This is a genomic window from Halobacteriovorax sp. XZX-3 (assembly GCF_043196495.1).
Classification (GTDB): Bacteria; Bdellovibrionota; Bacteriovoracia; order Bacteriovoracales; family Bacteriovoracaceae; genus Halobacteriovorax_A.
This window is the reverse complement of sequence record NZ_JBEBMO010000002.1, coordinates 394635-412696: the sequence shown is the minus strand read 5'-3', so window position 1 is coordinate 412696 and position 18062 is coordinate 394635. Positions and strand designations below refer to the sequence as shown.

The window sequence follows — 18062 nt, the reverse complement described above, 5'->3', positions numbered from 1 at the left end:
AGAGCAAGAAACTAATATTGAAAAAAATGAAAATGTTAAAATGAAAAATCTCATATAAATATTATCGGTTTTTCGTCAGCTTTCCTTAATAAATAAAATTATTTACTTAGCATAAAGTACTGTAATTACATCTCGGTATCGCGTCCCTGCAATCTCACGAAGCTGACACTCGTTCCATTCTTTCGCAACCCTATGCAGACTCAGCGATCAGAGCTTACGCTCTCACCGCAGGTCAAGCTTTCGGTACTGTAATATTTATATTAAGAACTCCTGTAGTTTTTACAAAACACTGAAATTATAACTATATAAGTTGCGACTCATATTTAGATTCCTTATAAGAGCATATGTATCAATTATTAGCTCTTGTAACTATTTTCATATCGCTTAAGGCTTTTCCTTATAACTTTGCTAATCAGTTTAAAGATCACCGTATGGTCACATGTCATAGTAAAGATTCTCGAGGTCAGATTCAGGTGTTTGACGTTGTTGAAAATATTTATAGTGCTCAACAATACCTTCACTCCAAAGAATATAAAGTTACAACTACTACAGGTCACAGCAATGGCAACCTAAACAATGATCCATTGTATTTCCTCTCTGATGATTTTTGGGGAGTACCAGGAAAAATTGTACAATCACAAAATTGCTTATTCTCAAACCCTGCTCTCGTAGATACTCATGTTAATACTATAAAAACAATAAGAATCGTAAAAGAGCACTTAGGGTTTAATAGCTTTAATAATAAAGGGTCGGAAGTAATTTCAGTGCTTTTAAAAAAAGGCTCATTTAATGATAATGCAAAGTGGTGGGATAAAGATAAAAATATAATTACATTCGGGCAGAGTTCAGATATTTCAGATCACACTCACTTGTCTGCAAGTATTGGAATCGTTGCCCATGAATTTGCTCATGGGCTGTTAGCAAATACAATAGAACTTGCTTCCGAAGGTGACCAGGGATCACTCAATGAAGCATTTGCAGATATTATCGGGGTTTTTGTTTGCTTTAAAAATAATCCAAGTGCAGATTGCTATCAGTTAGGACATGAAGCATATATTGGTCAGGGTAATTGCTTACGTGATATTTCAAACCCAGAACAAAATGATCAAGCAAGTAACTTTGACGAATACAAGCCTAATGGCCCTAATGTTTATTATAATGCAGGTATAGTAACGAATGCTTTTTATCTCTTGTCTGAGGGAACAGTTGAATTTGAGGGTGTAGGATATGAAGTTGCAACTAAAGTTTTTTTCAATGCTTACATGAAATATCTTAATAAGAATTCAACTATCAGGGATATAAAGTTGGCAACAGTTAAATATTTAAATGAAGCCCAAGACTTAAATCATAAGCAAACACTTAAAACCCTGCTTTCTGTATGGAAGCATATTGGGCCATAAAAGAAGCAATCCCACTAACCTATTTCAATCTACTTCGCTTTACTTGCAGCACGTCTGCGTCTCGCACTTCTTTGCTGATTATTCGACTTACTCGTTTTGTTGCCTTTAGACTTCGCACCACTTCTTGAAGAAGCCTGCTTCTTCTTTTCTGGACGTCGATTATTTTGAGGTTGTGTAGGAGCTCCTGCGACACCATGAAATGGGTGATCCTTATCTTGAGGAATTTGATACTTAATCGTTTTCTCAATATCCTTTAAAAGGTTCTTTTCTGTGTCATCACAAAATGAAATAGCAACTCCATCTCGGCCAGCTCTTGCATGAAATCTCTCATTGAAAGGCGCTCTCCAATATTCTCTTCATCATAGAGCTCTCCGCGTGGGTTAATAGCAAGAGTCCGCATCCACCCATATTTTAAATTCTTGTTTTTTCATTAACTAAGTTCCTATAATTCCCATTTAAAGTTCATGAACATTAAAAAGAAATATATCCTTCTTTACTTCTAGCGAACTCAACACCACTACCACTTTCTTCCAAATAAAAAGAATATTCAGAGCCTATGCTCGTAGCAAGGTCGTTTAAAATAACTTCAAATGAATTCGTGCCATTATATGTTTTTGGAAGTAATCGATACTGATCCCCTGCTTCATCAGTTACGACTAATGTGCATGAAGCTGGATTAAGTGCTCCATTATCAAGATCATGAGAACACCAACCGTTAAGATCTCTTAAGTCAGGGTTGGTAGAAATATCTTTTCCTACGCTAGCTTTAGCAATCATTGTTGTTATATCAAAAGAAGTATTCTGACATACTTGAGTACAACTCTCACCTGCTGATGCTCGAATATCTTTTTGTTCGCTACAAATACAAAAATCTTCAATAATAACAGAGTTATTTGGTCTAATCGCCGGTACTTGCGCAAATGCTTGTAAAGATAAGAGTGTTAGTATTATTTGTTTCATTAAAAATCCATTTAAAGATTATAAGTTACAATATTAACAAAATCTGTATCATATACTACATATAATTTATTACCGCCTAAGAGAGGAAGTATGAAGATAATTGTTTTTAGTACCCACAATTTTGAAAAAAAATATTTATTAGATCAAGCGAGTGGACACAATATTACTTTTATCAAAGAGCAACTTAATCAAGAAACTGCTCCACTTGCTAATGGTCACGATGTCGTATGTGTTTTTACAAATGATAAAGTGAGTAAAGAAGTTCTAGACCAGCTAAGTGATTTTGGTATTAAGCTCATCACACTAAGATGTGCAGGGTTTAATAACGTCGATTTGGAATACGCTAAATCAAAAAAAATCCCTGTTACAAGAGTTCCAGAATACTCCCCTCAAGCAATTGCAGAGCATACGATGGCAATGATTCTAACTTTAAATAGAAAAACTCATAAGGCGTATAATCGCGTTAGAGAGAATAATTTTAATCTCGATGGACTTGTCGGTTTTGACCTTTATAAGAAAACGATTGGAGTTATTGGTACGGGTAAGATTGGGAAGGCCTTTTGTAAAATCGCCCTTGGTTTTGGATGTCGAGTTCTGGCATTTGATTTAACAAAAGACTCTGAGTTAGAGAATCTAGGTGTTGAGTATGTTGGCTTTGATGAGATTTTAAAAGAATCGAAGATCATCTCTCTTCATATCCCACTTAATAAAAACTCATACCATCTCATTAATGATGCCAATATTTCGAAGATGCAAGATGGTGTCGTCTTCATCAACACAAGTCGTGGTGGGCTTGTCGATACAAAGGCCCTAATAAAAGCCTTGAAAGAAAAGAAGATTTTAGCTGCAGGTCTTGATGTTTACGAAGAAGAGGAAAATTTATTCTTTGACGATCACTCTCAAGACGTACTTCAAGATGATGACCTAGCAAGGTTAATGACTTTTCCAAATGTTCTAATTACTTCTCATCAAGCTTTTCTAACTCACGAAGCCTTAAGTAATATTGCACAGACAACATTTGAAAGTATTAACTCAATAGAGAGTCAAAAATTTAAATATCTCGTTTGATATTATTTTCTGATGTCGGCCAAAAAACGGTCCCATCTAAATGAGATGGGATCAACTGCATGTTTCATGACATAGTCATAAGACATATAACCATAGCCTTCATCACCCCACTCACTTGACCAACTATTTTTGAATTGAAAGATTCTCTTTTCTTTGTCATAGCCAGTAAAGTGAATCGCATGGCCATAGCAGGCAACTTCACCAGACTCACACTTTGCAAAAACTTCATCAGGAAGTGTAACATGGGCATTTTCCCAAAGAGGAGAATAAACGAGAACTGTTGCAACAAGGCCATTCCCACTTCTAATCTCATCTTCGTATAAGTCCGTTTTGGATTTCCAAGAACTCCATAAATTTGTAACCATTTTCACTTCTAATCCATCCATCTTGACTCTCTTAAGCGATCTAGTATCGACTGGAGCATGTGAGAAGCAATATGAAGGCGCGCTTTCATCAAATGGATCGAATTGCGAGCAAGGGCCATTATTTTCAAAATAACTCATCTGATAAGGAAGCTGGGCCTCTTCGATAAAGAAGTATTGATTGCGAAAATTACGTGCAATCTCGTAAGTGTACCCATGCTCAGCATTTGGATACTCTCCAAAGTGCTCTTTCCCATAGTAGATTTGAAATTGCTCTGAAATATCGAATTCCATATCAAATCTCTTCTTAATAGCACCCTCAAGCATGGCCGTAACCGCAAAGTATGCACATGTATTTCTGTCTTTTTGGTTCTTAACTGGAGTTTGATACTGTCTAATCGACACCATTTCAGCGTTAACACCAAGAGATAATAATAGGCTTAAGATTATGATTTTCATGAATTTCCCTTCTTTATTCTCGCTGAATTTAATAGAAAGGAAGAGCTTCTTCAAATGACTTCTAAGGAATCAGTTACTTTTACAATATTGTTGAACTGTAAGGGTTTGAAAATATGTACAAATGAGAAAGCCTCCGCTTAAGGAGGCTTCGAAATTATTTAATAATGATAGTTCCTAAATAGTTAAACATGATACGCTCCTTCAAATATTCACCTAATGAGATTTAGATGATGAATAAACCATACCCTATATTAAGATAGCGCAGAACAACTGATTTCAAAGTACCAAAATATGGAACTAAGAGCTTCGTTTAGACCACTCCTATACCGACTCAATAACCTTTTCAAAAGCACGACGAGATTTAGGCATAACTTCTAAACGATTATAATCATCGCTAGCAGCATAGCCTACGGCCAGGGCCACCACAGGCCTAAAGTCTTTCATCTTTAGAATCTCCATATACTTATCCGCCTCTATCCCCTCCATTGGCGTCGAGTCTAGACCAAGTTGTGCTGTCGCAGTCAAGGCCTGCCCTAGAGCAATGTATAGCTGACGAGTAAACCACGCATTAAGCTGTTCAGGAGACATTTGTTCTTTGCCACCTTGGTACATTGCGAGTGTACGTTCAGGCATTTCTCCAGATATCATTTCTTCAAAAGTTTCAAGATCTTCGGGGACGCTGAACACAACTAGAAGACTAGCTTGTTTAATTTTATCAGCATTAAAAAGTGAGGCATCAGCAAGATCAGACTTTACTTTTTTATCTTCAACAAATGTAAACTTCCAAGGCTGAATATTAATTGATGAAGGTGCAAGATGAAGGACTGACTTTAATTCATCGACCTTCTCTTTTGGTATCATTTTACTTTCATCATATAATTTTGCAGAGTATCTTTGTTGTGCATACTTTATTAAATTCATATCATTTCCTTTTTTTGATTTTTTGAGTTTAGTAAGTAACTAATCCAAACGACTCCCATCGCCACATCAACCAAGCCGAGAGCCAGGGTTGATCCTCCAACTTCTTTTGCATACCAACCGAATACCAAAGCAACGAAAAGGTTAAACTTTCCTATGGTACCAACTAATAGTAAGGGACGATTAAATTCTCTTTGACGGGCCAAAAATAGATAAACGAAAGACCAGATAAAAATATTTCCGGCCCCAAATGCTGCATAGACCGCATGGGGTGGAAAAGGAAGCCCGGAAGCATTATTAAAGGCAGCAGGGAAAGCAAAAGAGATTGTTCCAAATAAGTTATAGAAGAATGTAAAATACAACAGTCCTCTACTTAGCTTTTTCAAATTCATTTTATCACTCCTACAAAATGACCAGTGGTCACAGCTTAATTGACCACCGGTCAGTAATCAAGTAAAATTTTAAAAGAGGTAAGAATGGATAAGAAAACATTAATAAAAACAAGTGCTTATGATTTATTTATAAGTTCAGATTTTGAACTTGCTAGCGTGAACCAGATCGTGGCCAAGGCCCAAGTAGCTAAGGGTACATACTACCTCTACTATAAAACGAAGGAAGAAGTTTACTTAGATATTCTCTATGACTTTTATCAGAAGTGGTTCGAGCATATTAATAATGAACTCATCAATACCTCTAGTATCGATTCATTCCTTAAAGAGCTTGTTAAGTCTTTTACTAAGGACACAAAATTCTTAGAATTATTATCCAGAGCAAGTCTAATTTTAGAGAAGAATATTACAAAAGAAATTATCTACCCTTTTAAAAAGGGCCACCAAGATGACTTATTAAATTTAAGTAAGAATATTGCTAATCATTTTAAACGTGATATTAAAGAGACCACTCAGAATCTTCTCATGACATATACATATATCATAGGCCTTTATCAGACATCTAAATTACCTGCAACATTAGATACGAAGGAGCTTAATTCTTTAAGTCAAACTAGACTTGATTTTGAACTAGAAGTAGACAAATTCATTAAGCTCATTTGGAGATAGTTTAGTTATTTTAAAAATTAGAAAGCATTTGATCTAAGTGCACAACTTGTAAAACACCACTTTGTGAATGCGCTAACTTCGCCTCTTTAAAGATTAGAGTCGTGGGAATGCCACGAATACCATACTTAACCGAGATCATTGGATTCTTTTCAGTATCGATTTTATAAAACTCTGCAGACTGCCAATTCTTTTGAGCAAACTCCGTAAAAGTTGGTCCATACATTTTACACGGGCCACACCAATCTGCGTAAGCGTCAACAAAGACAGGAAGCTCAGAGTGTTGAATAATTTTTTCTAGCTTATCAAAGGTAATACTTTGAACCTTTGCTCTAGTGTCCAAGTCTTTAGAACATTTTCCACATACAGCTCCACTGGCAGAAAGCTTTGTCGTATCAATTCGATTAATTGCACCACATGAATCACAGATAATAATTTTTTTCATTTTTCACTCCTTAATCCTACTATACCAATAAAAACTTAAAAAATATTTGATAGAGATCAATGAAAAATTATATATAGACAGGCAACAATAGAAAGTAAGCACTCTGTTAGACTTAAGTCCTTTATGCGACCAGCTACAATATATAAAATAGTATGTACAAACAATCCCCACATTATCCCTGTTGTAATTGAGAAACTTAGTGGAATAAGAACAATACATAAGAATGCAGGAATCATTTCTTCAAATTTTTCAAAGTTTATTGATGAGATATTCTTAAACATGAGAATCCCAACAAAGATAAGAACAGGGGCCGTTGCATAGCTTGGAATGGACTGTGCAAATGGAGCAAGAAAGAGAAACGGAAGGAAGCAGATTGCTGTAATAACTGATGTTAATCCTGTGCGGCCACCGACGCTTACTCCTGCGGAACTTTCGACAAAGGTTGTCGTCGTAGAAGTTCCAAAGAATGCAGAAAAGAGAGTCGCAAGTGCATCAACAGTTAGGGCCTGTTTCATATTCTTAATTTCACCCTTTTCATTTTTAAGATTGGCCGTCTCTGCGACGCCAATAAAAGTCGACAAAGAATCAAAAAGATCAGTCATCATAAGAGTGAGAATACTTGGGATATAAGCAATCTTTAAGGCCCCCAAGATATCTGCTTGCATAAAGTAGCTAAAGTCAGGAGTTGCAAAGAAGTTTTCAGGAAGAGTCGACTTTCCAAAGAGAGCTCCTAGTGTCCAAGTAAAAAATATCCCTATCAGAAGACTTCCAGGAATATTCTTCTTAAATAAGGCAATAATAAGAACAAATCCAAGGATGACAGCTGTCCCCTCACTTGAAAGCGGTGCTGTTTGAACAAGTGTTACAGGATGGTCAATGATAATACCGGTATTCTTAAGTCCAATAAAAGCAAGAAAGATTCCGATCCCAACGGCCATTGCCATTCTTAAGTTCTTTGGAATCGATTTAACTAACTTCTCTCTAAATGGCGTCACTGATAAGATAACAAAGACAACACCTGACCAAAAGACCAGGCCCAAGGCTTGCTCCCAGGGAATTTTTTGGTCGAGAATTAATGTATAAGTAAAGAAAGCATTAAGCCCCATTCCAGGAGCAAGGGCAAAAGGTAGCTTTGCGATGAGACCCATAAGAAGTGTTGCAACGAAACTGGCCAGGATAGTCCCTGTCATAACAGCAGAAAAAGACATTCCCGTGCCATCTGATGATAAGATGAGCGGATTGACAAAAATAATATAACTCATCGTTAAGAAGGTTGTTATTCCTGCTATGACTTCTGTGCGAATACTATTTGCTTTCATACATGTATTCTAGCATTTCAGTTTAGGACAAAAAAACTTAAATAATATTCACAACTCTTACATTAACAATCTTGAGTTCTCCTATTTTCAATCAAAATACCACAAATTATAATGAAAGCACCGAGTAGAAATGATGTCCATTGAATCTTTGCTCCCCAGAAGAAGACGTTAACAAGTATAGCTGCAGGGATAACTGCATTATTCATAACAGCGAGTTCTCCGTATGAAACTTGCTTAGAACCAGTATTCCAAAGATAGTAACACACACCAGATGCAATAAAGCCTAACCACAACAAGACTCCCCACTGCAAGGATGTAATTTGTGAAAGATTTGCGAAGGTTGATCTAGAGATTAAAACAAATGAGATTGGAATAAGGGCACCTAAAAAGAACAGTGCAAATTTTTGCATCTGATTTTGTTCAGAGATTATCTTGCGATAAAGAACCTGTCCTAGCCCAAAACAGATATTTGCTCCCTGAACAAGTAAGAAGCCGATAATATAGTCATTTGAGATCTCACTCCACTTTATGATGGCCGCACCAAAAACAACTAAGAAAACACTGAAGAGCTGTCTTAAGATAAAGCGTCTCTCAATAATATTTCCAATAATTGAAATAATGAGAGGTGTTGAAATAGTAAAGAGTGCTACTTCTGATACTGATAGATACTTAAAGGAATTGTAATAAAAGAGGTACATTACTCCGATTTGCAATATTCCAATGAGCATTGTCTTAAGAGATTCTACTCTAAAAATATTTCTAAAATTTAAAAATGGAACAAACACTAAGAATGCGAAAAAGAGTCTTAGAAATATGGCCAGATAGGTATCCATCTTACCAGCAATATATTGCCCTATTAGACTAAATGAAAATGCCCATAAAACAGTAACAAGTATTAATCTTTTCATTTGGCTATACTAGCTTCTAACGAATCCCTTGAAAAGTTCCATTAAAGAAATAATCGAGTTGCCATTTTTGTGAACTGATAGCCTGTTTACTAGTAGGTTGATCCCATTTGGGGTAAAGACGAAATCCACGCTTTCCTTCTTTATATTCACTAGAGAGAATACCTTTTTTCACTAGAGCATCTTTTGGAAATAAGAAGTAACCCTGTTCACTTTCTGTATCGCAAATAATCAAAACATAATCGAGAGGGTCATTTAAGTGGTATGGTATTGTTTTTCCACTTTCGTCTCTCTTCCACAATGTGACAAATTGGCCAATTTTCTTAGGTGTTACTTTGGAAGATCGTTGAATATAGTACTTTCCTTCATATATATATGAACATCCATTATATTCCTGCGCTTCCTCATGAATAATATATGGATCAATTTTTTCACTTATCTTTTTTATGTCAATCTCTCCGATAAAAACTCTTCTAATACTTCTAGTTTCTTTGAACTAGAAGGTTTTCTAGAGGTTAAGAAAAATAGACTATGAGATGGAAGCTCCCAACTCTTAAATAATTCAATTAACTCACCTCTTTGTATTTGTTCATCTACTAAGTAACGAGGTACATTGAGAATCCCAACTCCTAACTCACAAGCCTTTATGAGAGACATTAAATTATTCGATTTATATGAGCCTTGTACTTGAATATGACTAATCTTTTGACCTTTCTTGAAGCTCCAAATAAAAGGGCTATCTCCTCTTAGATATAGCAAGCAGTTATGCCTGCTTAAAGATTCAAGGTTTGTTGGCTTTTTAAAATGATCAATATAGTAAGGGGAAGCACAAATAACACGGTCGATTTGTGTAACTCTTTTCATATAAAGATTTGAATCTTTTAATTGAAATGCCGTTCTAATACTTAAATCGATATTATGTTCAACAGGGTCAAGTACTCTATCTGTCAAAATCAAATCAATTTCAACATATGGATAATGAAGCTGAAATTCAGCAAAAATTGACGCCAAGAAGCTTTGACCGATTGTCGTTGGCGCAGTAATACGAATAACACCTTTAACTGAGTCAACAACTCCATGTAACTGCTCTTCTAGATTATTTAATTCCTCTAAAAGATTTTTAGACTTCTCAAGAGTGAGCATTCCCTCTTCGGTAAGAACAAAAGATCGAGTTGTTCTTTTAAATAGTACAACTCCGAGATAACTCTCTAATTTCTGAATCTCTTTAGTTATATTTGAAGCTGATGTTCCTAGAACTTTAGCTGCTTTTGCAAATGTTCCCTCTCTAGCAACCACAGTTGCCACCTGAAGGGCATATAAACGATCAAATGTAGTCTTCTCTATTATTTCCATATTAGAAATAAATTATTTCAAATTAGCTTTATTGTTTCAAGCGCAAAATTGAATTAAATTTAAAATGTACTAGAACAAGGGGGAAATCATGAAGAAAATAAAAGTGGTCATTATTGGAGCTGGCTTTGCAGGAATTGCCCTGGCAAAAGGTCTTGCTAATAAAGATTCTTTTGAAGTCGTGATACTAGACAAGAAAAATCATCATTTATTCCACCCTCTTCTTTACCAAGTAGCATCTGCATCCCTATCTCCAGGAGATATATCAATGCCAATACGTGAAATCTTATCTCATGCTAAAAATATCAAAGTACACATGCAGGAAGTTGTCTCAATTGATAAAGATCTAAAAGTTATAGAATGTAAAAGTGGTGATGAATATCAATACGACTACCTAGCTGTAGCAACAGGATCAAAACCTTTCTACTTTGGCAATGATGACTGGGAAAAGAGTGCCCCTGGCTTAAAGACTCTAACTGATGCTCTTAGTATTCGTGACCGTGTCCTTAACTCATTTGAAAAAGAAGAGATAAAGCTTAATCAAGAAGAAAAGAAGTTAAACATTGTTATTATTGGTGGTGGCCCAACTGGAGTAGAGCTTGCAGGGGCATTTGCAGAAGTTGCCTATAAAACTCTTGTTAACGAATATCACGACTTCGATCCAAAACTAACAAAGATATATCTAATTGAAGGTGGTCAACATATTCTCTCAAGCTATAGCCATCCAACTTCAGAAAAGGCCAAGAACTATCTCGAAAAGCTAGGTGTGATTGTTTTAACAGATGAAGTCGTTGAAGAAATTGGTGACGATTATATAAAAACTAAAAGCCAGAAAATTGAATCTAAGAATATCATATGGGCAGCAGGAAATCGCGCAACAAAGTTAATTTCAAAGCTTGGTGTTGAACAAGACAGAATGGGACGTGCAAAAGTAGAAAAAGACTTAAGTTTAAAAGATTTTCCCGAAATTTTCATTTTAGGAGATGCAGCTAACTTCCAGTCATTAGACGGTAGCCCACTTCCCTCTCTTGCACCAGTTGCGGCCCAACAAGGAAAGCATCTTGCCAAGCAACTACTAAAAAATAAGCGCTTTGCCTTCAAATACCTTGATAAAGGATCAATGGCAACAGTAGGTAAATACAAAGCTGTACTAGAATGGAAAGGTGTTAAGCTAGCAGGTCCAATTGCATGGCTTGCGTGGAGTCTTGTCCATATCTTCTTCTTAATCAACTTTAGAAATAAGGTTATGGTCTTTATGCAATGGGCGTGGTCGCTTCTTTCTAATAAGAGAAGAATTCGTATTATAAAGTAGCAACAAAGCGTCCTTTAAAGCTCGCTCTAACACTGTCTCCTACCATAATCTTTGAATGAACATTTAAGCGGCCGACTTTGCGTCGCTTAAGTGATTGTATGAAACTATTTACTGAAGCTTCATCAATTTCTGCAATGGCCTCAAAGTCAGAATCTACGGGCATAAGATAATCAATCTCACTATTTTGGATAACGAGAGACTTGAAATCAATATTATGAACTTTCATCGTATGATGAGTTAAGAGGTAGCAAGAAAGAATTGCTAGTGTATTAATACTTCCACCAAATGCAGTTCCTTCATAATTAATATTCTTACTTAAAGGAGCTTTTAGTACGATTTTCTGATCTTCTACAGTCTTAATTTCAAGCTTCATTCCTGAGACGACTGGAATCGACTCCAGCAAATCACGCTTGTATTGCTCGGAAATCTTTTTCATATCAATAACCTCCAACTCTCAATTCATAGTATAACCGTATGAAATCACGTCTGTCTAATCTTAGAACAGACACTCATTTTTTCATATTTTCACCATCAAACTAACTAATTAGTTAAGATGATCAAAATAATTTAAGAGGACGACATATGAAGAAATTGATAATGCCACTAAGTATCTTACTATCTCTCTCTGCCCTATCGAGCACTGAAAATATTAGTGATATGCGATTTAACATCAAACCAAACATGATGCAGGCGCAAGAAGATTCATATTCTAGAATGGCCAGAGAGTATGTAGAGCTTTCTGAAAAGTACAAAGATATAGTTATTGGAGACAGTGAACAATCAACTCGAGCTGCCTCAATCTTTTTTGAAAAATATATAAAGAATAATGAAGAAAGACCCCAAGATTTTAAAGTCCTAGGACTAAGTCGTGAATCGGCCCTTTTCTTATCAAATTCTAAGTCTGACTACTTTATCGAAAATGATGATCCTTGTAGTGCTTTACATAACCAAGGAGATATTTCAAATAAATGGTGTCATGCAGGCTTTTCTAAAGTTGCTTACGCTGTAGCGAAAGAAAATGGACTTGGAGAATTTCTTTCACAAGGTGCGGGTTTACTCGTCTTTGTTATTAAGGAATTCGGTGATAAGAATTATGATTTCTCAGATATTAATACTGCCCCAATTGGCGGGAAAATCGGTCAAAACACAGAAGTCTACACCACTTTTATGCTAGATGGTGCGACTTACTTTGAGTTTTTAACGCGTTTTTAGTGTTCTTAAAGAGACGATGATTTAGACTTTTGTTTTGCTCTTCTTCGCCTAGCGCTTCTTTGCTTATTGTTATTATCTTTAGAAGATTTTGCTCTAAGCCTAGGCGTCCTAGGAGCTCTAGGCGCCTCTTGTGAGTCAGGTTGCCCCGCAACTCCATGAAAAGCATGATTCGTGTCGACAGGAATTTTGTAGTTAATCGTTTTTTCAATATCGTTTAATAGCTTTGTTTCTGTATCGTCGCAAAAAGAGATAGCAATCCCTTCTCTTCCAGCACGAGCAGTTCTCCCAATACGATGTACATAACTCTTAGGATCATCAGGAAGATTATAATTAATAACATGAGTGATATGGGAAACATCAATTCCACGAGCAGCAATATCAGTAGCAACAAGCACCCTAACAGTTCCCTTTCTAAAACCACCCAAGGCCTTCTCTCGTGCCCCCTGAGACTTATTGCCATGTATTGCAGCGGCCGTAATTCCAACTTGATCCAGATGCTTAACCACACGATTAGCGCCATGCTTAGTTTTAGTAAAAACAAGCACGTGCTCAATTGTAGTATCCTCTAAAATATTCTTTAAAAGCTTCGGCTTATTTGTTCTATGAACAAGATTTATCTTTTGATCAATTTTTTCAACTGTTGTCGACTCAGGTGTCACTTCAACTTTCTTAGGCTTAACAAGCAATTTCTTAGAAAGGTTCACAATATCCTGAGGCATTGTGGCCGAAAATAAGAGAGTTTGTCTTTTTTCAGGGAGTTTAGCAATGATCTTGTTAACGTCTCTAATGAAGCCCATATCTAGCATACGATCGGCTTCATCAAGAACAAAAGTTTCTAGTTGTTCAAAACGAACGTGGCCATCACCCATTAGATCTAGAAGTCTTCCTGGTGTTGCAACGATAATATCCATTCCACGTGACAGTTTCTGAACTTGAGGCCTAGGACTAACACCTCCAAAGATAACTGCGGATGAAATCCCCAATCCTTTAGAGTATTCTTTTATATTCTCTTCTATCTGCGATGCTAACTCTCTTGTCGGAGTTAAGATTAGACACCTCATACGAGCTGGTTTTGTTTTTATTTTTTTAATTTTTAAATTATTTAAAATAGGAAGAGAGAATGCAGCAGTCTTTCCAGTTCCCGTTTGAGCAATCCCTAAGATATCTCCACCATCTAATAGGTGTGGAATTGAATTTGCTTGAATCGGCGTTGGTACTGTATAACCTTTCTTTTTTAATGCAGAAAGAATTTCAGGTAATAGATTTAAAGAATCAAAAGATTTGACTGAAGACATAATAAATATCCTTGCTTAAAAAGCGCTAGTGCCATTGCTTAATCCAAATACTAGCAAAGGCGAATATTTAAAATGTATCTAGATCAACCCTCTTCATCTCCCGAATAGAGATACAAGTCAACCTTTATAATCCCCTCTGTAAACTATATTTACTTAAACCCCTTCTTAGAAAGGATTTTATTTAACGAGTTCGCGAAATTTGCCTTATCCTTAGTACTAAATGCATCAGGTCCCCCTGTAATAAGACCACCATCTCTAAGCTCTTTCATGAAGTCACGCATAGACAAACGTTCTCCGACATTTTCTTCATCATAAAGCTCTCCTCTAGGATTTATAGCAAGAGTTCCATTTTTTACGACCTCTGCAGCTAAAGGAATATCTGCTGTAATAACGAGATCATTAATTTTAGCGTTGTCAGCAATATACATATCAGCAACATCCGCACCGCTATCAACTTTTATAAAAGTAATAAGTTCATGAAGAGGAATATTCATATAAGAGTTTGCGACAAGAACTAATGGAATTTGTAGACGAATAGATGTTTTGAATAAAACCTCTTTTATAACTTTAGGACAGGCATCAGCATCGACCCAAATCTTCATCAGCTCTTTATTCATCATAGAATTCCTAACTTAAATTTTCTTTTTTTAATTTTTCCATTTCGAAGACTTTCAACGACATGCTTTATATGCTCAGCTTTTACAGCAACATAACTCATATTCTTAGTCACCGAAATATCACCAATTTCTTTCGAATCAATTCCAGACTCACCGACGATTGCCCCAACAATATCACCAGGTCTTAGTTTATCTCTTTTCCCTGCATGAATATAGATTGTCGCCATAAGTGGTCTAATATTGTACTCAGTGCTTTCACTAAAATTAGATGGATCAATAATTTCATAATCTCGTGACTGATACTCTTTTATGTTCTCTAAATTATCAATCTCTTGTTCAACAAAGAAACTAACGGCCCTTCCTTCATTTCCAGCTCGTCCAGTACGTCCTATGCGATGAACATAAACCTCAGGATCATTAGAGAGATCATAATTAACAACAAGATCAAGATCTTTAATGTCAATCCCTCTGGCCGCGACATCAGTTGCAGCAACTCCAGAAAGACTTTTATTTGAAAACATCGTTAAAACAGCGGTTCTTTCATTTTGGTCCAGATCACCATGAATTGACTCGACGGCCACACCGGCTTTATAAAGCTCATCAGCAACAACATCAGTTATTCTCTTTGTCTTACAAAAAACGATAAAGCGCTTAGACTGATACTTTCCAAGAACTCTAAAAAGCATATCCATTTTATCTTTATGGGAACCCAGTTGAATAAACTCTTCTTTGATATTTGTTTCTTCATGAACAACATCAACACTAAGTCTAATAGCATCGTTTTGAAGTTTTTTACTTAAATCTTCGATGTCTTCAGGAAATGTTGCCGAAAAAAGTAAAGTCTGTCTTTGCTTTGGAACAAATGCTGAAATTCTCGAGATATCTTCATAAAAGCCCATATCAAGCATACGGTCAGCTTCATCAAGAACATAATTTTTAACAAAATCAAGAACGAGAATTTTTCTTTTTAAAAGCTTCAATACTCTTCCCGGTGTGCCTACCACAATATGGGCACCATGAGATAGAGACTTCTCTTGTTGATACTCTGATCTTCCACCAGTTATTGTTAATACTTTCATGTTAGAAATTGCTCGAGCGAGTTTCCTTAGCTCCATTGCAACTTGTTCTGCTAATTCTCTTGTTGGACATAAAATTAAACATTGTGGTCTTGTTTGTTTAACATCAATAGTATTTAAGACACCAAGTCCAAATGCTACAGTTTTCCCGCTACCTGTTTTAGCTTGAGCAATTATATCCTTGCCTTCAAGAATGATTGGTAAAGACTTTTCCTGAATAGGTGTCATATTCTCAAACTTTAAATCTTTGAGATTGCTTTTTAATCTGCTATCTATCTTTAAATTAGTGAAGCTATTGCTCATATAGTTTATTTCTCTTTTATTATATTTATTAAGTCATTAGTCTCTTTTTATAAGCTTCCCGTCAACCTAAACAATTTAAGCATACTAGCTTATTAAAAATTGCTCACAATATCGAATAGATAAGAGCATTCTTCTTTTGTAAAATTAACGTTAAATGAATCACTAATTAGCTTATATAACTCCTCTGCTGAGTTTATATCAATACTTTTACGTTCATTTTCATAGATTTCAGAATAGATGAGATTATTGATAAATCTTGTTCCATTTTCGACTTGTTGAGACAAGATGAGAGATGTCGTAAATTTTGAATCATCATGAGTATTTGTATAGTAATTTGCGACCTTAAAATCAGCATCGTTATAATTAGCAAGGTTAAATTGATAGAGGGAAAAGAACCCATCCTCCTTTTTAATTTCTAATTGATAATCAACATCATTAATTTTAGAAACTCGATAAGTTCGCTTATTGAAGCTTTCTACTTCCTGACCAGTTAAAGGGATTACTGCTCCAGGTGTATATGGTCCAAATCCTACATCCACTAAGTATAACTTATCATCATGTGTTATGACTGTAGCCTGATGAGATCTCGGCTTATCATCAGGTGTATCACCGTAAACAACACGACCTAAAACTCTTTTCACCTCAAGGCCATTCTTTTTTAATTTTGTGTAGAAGTATTGATTATTTTCAAAACAATAACCTCCACGCTTTCTCACAATAAGTTTGTTTTCTAAACTCTCATCATCAAGTTTTAAAATTTCTCTATCACTGATTAAAATATCAATGTTGTTAAATGTGTTATTTAGAAGAAACTCTTTAATTTCATTATTTAACTGTTTCATTAATTGCACTCCAATTGATAAAATATACACCTATAAATAAGAAGGCTACGCCAAGAATTTTGTAACGATTTATTTCAATTACAGGTAAGTCAAAAAAACCGAAATGAGAAACAATCATTCCAGCAATAATTTGTCCTGTAATTATACCACTTAATACTTTTGAAACCCCTAAAATTGGCATTAACCAATAAACGAGAGTTAGACCCACAATACTCAGAATACTTCCAGCTCCCCAAAGGTAGAGAGGAACCTCTTTTATAACTTCTAGGCTTGGTATTTTTAGACGTGTACTTAGAAATATGAACATCATAAAAACAGCACTAAAGAAGTAAAGCACAAACGATGAAAAGAAGGGATTATGCGTATACTTAGAAAGTTGCCCATTAAGACTACTTTGTAAAAGGATAAGACATCCCGAAAGAATTGATAATAATACTAAAGCTAAATTTGTCATGCCCCTAATATATAAAAATAGAGGTAACATTTCCTTTACATATGTTGAGAAGAATCAATTAATTGTTTTTCTGATTCGACTCAACTGGGTTGGTGTAATACCTAGCTTGGATGCCAAATGATAGAGAGGGACTCGTTTCGCCAATAGAGGATTTTCTGCGATAAAGGAAAGATAGCGCTCCTTTGCTTCCCCATCCAATAAAGATATCTCAACGGGCTCTTTTTCCTTTACCCAGTGTTTTTCTAAATATTTTATGTGATACCACTTTAGGTCTTCATACTTCTCAAGTAGTTCACGATACTTAGAATGATCTATTTCAACTAGAGTTGAATCCTCAAGTGTTTCGATACATATCTCAGAAGGAGTCCTATCAAGTGTTGCAACGACAGCAGATGGAAACCTGCCTTCATCAAAGAAGTTCTTATTGATCTCCTTCGCCGCCTCATCTTGTCCCATGGAATAGGCCCTAACAAGCCCTTTGTAGACAAAATAAAACTTTGTTGGAATATCGCCAAAGTCGACTAAAACAGTCCCCTTTTTAAAAGACTTTATTCGCAATGCTTGTTGAAGCTCTCCCCAACAATCGTTCGATAACTCATGATACGAATCCATCACACTCTTCAAATAACTTAAAGCTTCCATAGTTTGTCCTCTATCTCCAACTCGTATCACGAGTAACATAATTGCCTATCTTAATAATTTTTAATTAG

At 35.7% G+C, this 18062-nt stretch carries 21 protein-coding genes and 1 pseudogene; 5 read left to right on the top strand and 17 right to left on the bottom strand.

Translation table 11 applies throughout. The features are described 5' to 3' along the window. Window positions 1-344: 344 nt before the first annotated feature. A complete protein-coding gene (locus tag ABMA70_RS12515) occupies window positions 345-1400 on the top strand; it encodes a M4 family metallopeptidase (protein WP_392993115.1) in 1056 nt (351 codons plus the stop codon). A gap of 297 nt (window positions 1401-1697) precedes the next feature. Here the strand turns inward: ABMA70_RS12515 and ABMA70_RS12510 are convergent. Together ABMA70_RS12510 and ABMA70_RS12505 are read right to left on the bottom strand one after the other, a co-directional pair. Continuing rightward, a pseudogene (locus ABMA70_RS12510) lies at window positions 1698-1791 on the bottom strand (DUF188 domain-containing protein); the annotation flags it as partial. An 80-nt stretch (window positions 1792-1871) separates the two neighbouring features. Next, window positions 1872-2360: a hypothetical protein gene (locus ABMA70_RS12505; protein ID WP_392993118.1), complete on the bottom strand. Its 489-nt coding sequence runs from the start codon at window positions 2358-2360 to the stop codon at window positions 1872-1874. Window positions 2361-2450: 90 nt separating this feature from the next. Here ABMA70_RS12505 and ABMA70_RS12500 point away from each other — a divergent pair, with 90 nt between their 5' ends. Further along, a complete protein-coding gene (locus tag ABMA70_RS12500; RefSeq protein ID WP_392993120.1) occupies window positions 2451-3428 on the top strand; it encodes a 2-hydroxyacid dehydrogenase in 978 nt (325 codons plus the stop codon). Window positions 3429-3430: 2 nt separating this feature from the next. Here the strand turns inward: ABMA70_RS12500 and ABMA70_RS12495 are convergent, their stop codons facing one another. The 3 genes from ABMA70_RS12495 to ABMA70_RS12485 all read right to left on the bottom strand — a co-directional run bounded on the left by ABMA70_RS12495 (window position 3431) and on the right by ABMA70_RS12485 (window position 5559). Beyond that, the gene (locus tag ABMA70_RS12495) at window positions 3431-4249 is read right to left on the bottom strand and encodes a C1 family peptidase (RefSeq protein ID WP_392993123.1); all 819 of its coding nucleotides are present in this window, start codon (window positions 4247-4249) and stop codon (window positions 3431-3433) included. A 321-nt stretch (window positions 4250-4570) separates the two neighbouring features. Then, entirely contained in the window at window positions 4571-5170 is a 600-nt protein-coding gene (locus ABMA70_RS12490; RefSeq protein ID WP_392993125.1) for a nitroreductase family protein, read from the bottom strand. After that, the gene (locus tag ABMA70_RS12485) at window positions 5167-5559 is read right to left on the bottom strand and encodes a hypothetical protein (RefSeq protein ID WP_392993127.1); all 393 of its coding nucleotides are present in this window, start codon (window positions 5557-5559) and stop codon (window positions 5167-5169) included. Before ABMA70_RS12485 ends, ABMA70_RS12490 begins: the two co-directional genes overlap by 4 nt. An 84-nt stretch (window positions 5560-5643) precedes the next feature. On the opposite strand from ABMA70_RS12485, the gene ABMA70_RS12480 reads away from it, so the two are divergent. Next, window positions 5644-6225, top strand: coding sequence for a TetR family transcriptional regulator (locus tag ABMA70_RS12480; protein ID WP_392993128.1), 582 nt, complete (start codon window positions 5644-5646; stop codon window positions 6223-6225). Between the two features lie 10 nt (window positions 6226-6235). On the opposite strand, the gene ABMA70_RS12475 is transcribed toward ABMA70_RS12480, so the two are convergent. From ABMA70_RS12475 to ABMA70_RS12455, 5 genes are all read right to left on the bottom strand, one after another. Then, window positions 6236-6667, bottom strand: coding sequence for a thioredoxin family protein (locus tag ABMA70_RS12475; protein WP_392858803.1), 432 nt, complete (start codon window positions 6665-6667; stop codon window positions 6236-6238). Window positions 6668-6723: 56 nt separating this feature from the next. Further along, window positions 6724-7986 (bottom strand): NCS2 family permease, encoded by a 1263-nt coding sequence (locus ABMA70_RS12470; RefSeq protein WP_392993129.1) that lies wholly within the window; start codon window positions 7984-7986, stop codon window positions 6724-6726. A gap of 62 nt (window positions 7987-8048) precedes the next feature. After that, entirely contained in the window at window positions 8049-8894 is an 846-nt protein-coding gene (locus ABMA70_RS12465; RefSeq protein WP_392993131.1) for an EamA family transporter, read from the bottom strand. A 16-nt stretch (window positions 8895-8910) separates the two neighbouring features. Further along, window positions 8911-9303: a MepB family protein gene (locus ABMA70_RS12460; RefSeq protein ID WP_393022282.1), complete on the bottom strand. Its 393-nt coding sequence runs from the start codon at window positions 9301-9303 to the stop codon at window positions 8911-8913. A gap of 32 nt (window positions 9304-9335) precedes the next feature. Then, window positions 9336-10244 (bottom strand): LysR family transcriptional regulator, encoded by a 909-nt coding sequence (locus tag ABMA70_RS12455; RefSeq protein ID WP_392993132.1) that lies wholly within the window; start codon window positions 10242-10244, stop codon window positions 9336-9338. 88 nt (window positions 10245-10332) lie between these two features. Between ABMA70_RS12455 and ABMA70_RS12450 the strand changes: the two genes are divergently transcribed. Beyond that, window positions 10333-11553, top strand: coding sequence for an NAD(P)/FAD-dependent oxidoreductase (locus ABMA70_RS12450; RefSeq protein ID WP_392993134.1), 1221 nt, complete (start codon window positions 10333-10335; stop codon window positions 11551-11553). On the opposite strand, the gene ABMA70_RS12445 is transcribed toward ABMA70_RS12450, so the two are convergent. Beyond that, window positions 11543-11989, bottom strand: coding sequence for a YiiD C-terminal domain-containing protein (locus ABMA70_RS12445; protein WP_392993137.1), 447 nt, complete (start codon window positions 11987-11989; stop codon window positions 11543-11545). The two genes, ABMA70_RS12450 and ABMA70_RS12445, sit on opposite strands and share 11 nt — an antisense overlap. 146 nt (window positions 11990-12135) lie before the next feature. Between ABMA70_RS12445 and ABMA70_RS12440 the strand changes: the two genes are divergently transcribed. Beyond that, entirely contained in the window at window positions 12136-12765 is a 630-nt protein-coding gene (locus ABMA70_RS12440; protein ID WP_392993139.1) for a hypothetical protein, read from the top strand. 5 nt (window positions 12766-12770) lie between these two features. Here the strand turns inward: ABMA70_RS12440 and ABMA70_RS12435 are convergent, their stop codons facing one another. The 6 genes from ABMA70_RS12435 to ABMA70_RS12410 all read right to left on the bottom strand — a co-directional run bounded on the left by ABMA70_RS12435 (window position 12771) and on the right by ABMA70_RS12410 (window position 17994). Continuing rightward, window positions 12771-14060, bottom strand: a complete 1290-nt coding sequence (locus tag ABMA70_RS12435) for a DEAD/DEAH box helicase (protein WP_392993141.1) — start codon at window positions 14058-14060, stop codon at window positions 12771-12773. 149 nt (window positions 14061-14209) lie between these two features. After that, window positions 14210-14662, bottom strand: coding sequence for a YaiI/YqxD family protein (locus tag ABMA70_RS12430; RefSeq protein ID WP_103217996.1), 453 nt, complete (start codon window positions 14660-14662; stop codon window positions 14210-14212). 14 nt (window positions 14663-14676) lie between these two features. Then, window positions 14677-16056: an ATP-dependent RNA helicase DbpA gene (gene dbpA / locus ABMA70_RS12425; protein ID WP_392993144.1), complete on the bottom strand. Its 1380-nt coding sequence runs from the start codon at window positions 16054-16056 to the stop codon at window positions 14677-14679. Window positions 16057-16148: 92 nt separating this feature from the next. Next, the gene (locus ABMA70_RS12420) at window positions 16149-16898 is read right to left on the bottom strand and encodes an arylamine N-acetyltransferase (protein ID WP_392993147.1); all 750 of its coding nucleotides are present in this window, start codon (window positions 16896-16898) and stop codon (window positions 16149-16151) included. Further along, a complete protein-coding gene (locus tag ABMA70_RS12415; RefSeq protein WP_158246866.1) occupies window positions 16882-17352 on the bottom strand; it encodes a DMT family transporter in 471 nt (156 codons plus the stop codon). Before ABMA70_RS12415 ends, ABMA70_RS12420 begins: the two co-directional genes overlap by 17 nt. Before the next feature lie 54 nt (window positions 17353-17406). Then, a complete protein-coding gene (locus ABMA70_RS12410) occupies window positions 17407-17994 on the bottom strand; it encodes a Crp/Fnr family transcriptional regulator (protein WP_392993151.1) in 588 nt (195 codons plus the stop codon). Between the last annotated feature and the right edge of the window lie 68 nt (window positions 17995-18062).